Raw genomic sequence first — 2,009 nt, 5'->3', positions numbered from 1 at the left:
CCCCTACCCATGTCTACCCCCGAAATCCATTGGTACCCTGGCCATATCGCCAAGGCCGAAAAAGCCTTGGTTGATCAGCTCAGCCGGGTCGATGTGGTGCTGGAGGTGCGCGATGCCCGAATTCCCCTATCGACGCAGCACCCCAAGGTTGATGCCTGGGTGGGCGAGAAGCCGAGAGTGCTGGTGCTCAACCGGGTCGACATGATTTCGAGCGAGGCTCGCACCGCCTGGGAAACCTGGTTTCGCCAGCAGGGAGACGTGCCCTACTTCACCAATGGGCAGCAGGGGGATGGGGTAAAGGCGATCGCAAAGGCTGCCCAAAGCGCAGGCGATGCCGTCAACCAGCGCCGCCAGGCCCGAGGCATGAAACCCCGCCCCATTCGCGCGGTGGTGATTGGCTTCCCCAATGTAGGTAAGTCGGCGCTGATCAACCGACTGCTGAACCGCAAAGTGGTGGCCAGCGCCCGCCGGGCTGGAATCACTCGCCAGCTGCGCTGGATTCGCCTTTCAGGTGACTTAGACTTATTGGATGCCCCCGGGGTCATTCCATCGCGGATGGATAACCAGGCTGCGGCGATTAAACTGGCCATCTGCGATGACATTGGCGAAGCCTCCTACGATACCCAGCGCACCGCCGCCGCGTTTCTAGATTTACTCAAAGGCTTGCAGCAGGCCAGTGCCCCAGACTCGTACCAAGATATTCTGCAAGCTCGGTACGGCGTAGCCCTGGATGACTATACAGGGGAGGGCTTTGTGGTCCAGGTGGCGGCCCAAAAATTTCAGGATAATATCGAGCGCACCGCCAAGCGCATTCTCAACGACTATCGTACCGGGCTGCTGGGCCAGTGGGTGCTGGAGTGGCCACCCGCTGCCCCTTACTGACGGAACTATTACTGACGGATCTATGGGCCAGCGCTATGCGCTAAGCAAAAATGGCAGGGGATAGTCATCCTCTGCCATTGCACATATTGATTCAGGGTGGTGGACGGGTAGCTTACCAGCGAGAAAATTCCCGGTTGCCGCCATCTCTGCCGCCGCCGCCGCCGAAGTTGCCTCGGGAGCCGCCGCCGCCACCGGCCCGCTTTTCTTTGGGACGAGCCTTGTTAACCCGCAGCTCGCGACCCATCCATTCAGCACCATCGAGGGCTTCAATGGCAGCGTCTTCGTCGGCTTCCTTTTCCATTTCAACGAAAGCAAAGCCCCGGGGGCGACCTGTTTCGCGATCGGTGGGTACCGTTACTCGGCTAACGGCTCCGTACTCGGAGAAGACTTCGGTGATGTCTCCTTCCGTAGCATTGTAGGCAAGGTTTCCTACATAAATCGACATGGCACAACTCCAAGATTAGACAGGTGATGTAGACAAGTTCGATTCGGAGTGGTACACACCGATTACCCGAAAACTGAGATCAGACTGTGATTAACCAGCCTACCGAAAGCCAAACATGTTACCCGCTTACTTTAGCATAAGGTTTCTGAAGATTAATGCTTCTGTAACACTGTGTCAGAGGTGTTTACAGCCCCTAGGGCCGGGGCTTTGCATAAGTTTTGTAACACCGGATTATGAGCTAATTGCGGGGCTGTAATTAGCGCCTGCTGTAGAAGGAAACTTCGACATCGGCACACCATCCAGCGGCTAGATTCTCGTACAAAAAAACGCGCTCTACTCGGTAGTACACGCCATCCCTAAAAACGCAGTCACCAATGCGCGGAATGATGGGGTAAGTGGCAAACCAAAGGGCGTCTTTGAGGGGTGCTTTAGGATTATTGCTGCTGGCGGCTAGATAAAACACCTGCACCTTGAACCCCCGTCCAGAACTGGCGGGGGTAGAGGCGGGGCTTTCGCTGGGCTGGCCGCTGCCTTTACCGGTAGTTTTTTTGGTGGCCACAGGGTCAGCGCCACAAAATTGGCGATTGTAGAGTACGGGTGCTTTGAAGAGCGGGGGCACCAGTAGTCTACCAAGAGTAAGCGGGAGCAGGTCGAGGGGAGGTTGGGGGTCGGTGTTTAAGAC

3 protein-coding genes are annotated in these 2,009 nt (G+C 56.8%); 1 reads left to right on the top strand and 2 read right to left on the bottom strand.

The features are described 5' to 3' along the window. Nucleotides 1-9 precede the first annotated feature (9 nt). The gene (gene ylqF, locus IQ273_RS32845; RefSeq protein WP_194027262.1) at nucleotides 10-882 is read left to right on the top strand and encodes a ribosome biogenesis GTPase YlqF; all 873 of its coding nucleotides are present in this window, start codon (nucleotides 10-12) and stop codon (nucleotides 880-882) included. A 112-nt stretch (nucleotides 883-994) separates the two neighbouring features. Here the strand turns inward: ylqF and IQ273_RS32840 are convergent, their stop codons facing one another. Further along, nucleotides 995-1,327: an RNA-binding protein gene (locus IQ273_RS32840; RefSeq protein ID WP_194027261.1), complete on the bottom strand. Its 333-nt coding sequence runs from the start codon at nucleotides 1,325-1,327 to the stop codon at nucleotides 995-997. A 256-nt stretch (nucleotides 1,328-1,583) separates the two neighbouring features. Then, nucleotides 1,584-2,009 (bottom strand): hypothetical protein (locus IQ273_RS32835; RefSeq protein ID WP_228054368.1); only part of this gene is annotated, 426 nt, incomplete at its 5' end.

Source organism: Nodosilinea sp. LEGE 07298, assembly GCF_015207265.1.
GTDB lineage: Bacteria > Cyanobacteriota > Cyanobacteriia > Phormidesmidales > Phormidesmidaceae > Nodosilinea.
The sequence above is the reverse complement of the archived record's forward strand: the minus strand, read 5'-3'. Positions and strand labels throughout refer to the sequence as shown.

Coding starts and splice junctions, on each gene's coding strand:
- IQ273_RS32840 (WP_194027261.1), bottom strand. CDS start 1,327: ATGTCGATTTATGTAGGAAACCTTGCCTACAATGCTACGGAAGGAGAC.
- ylqF (WP_194027262.1), top strand. CDS start 10: ATGTCTACCCCCGAAATCCATTGGTACCCTGGCCATATCGCCAAGGCC.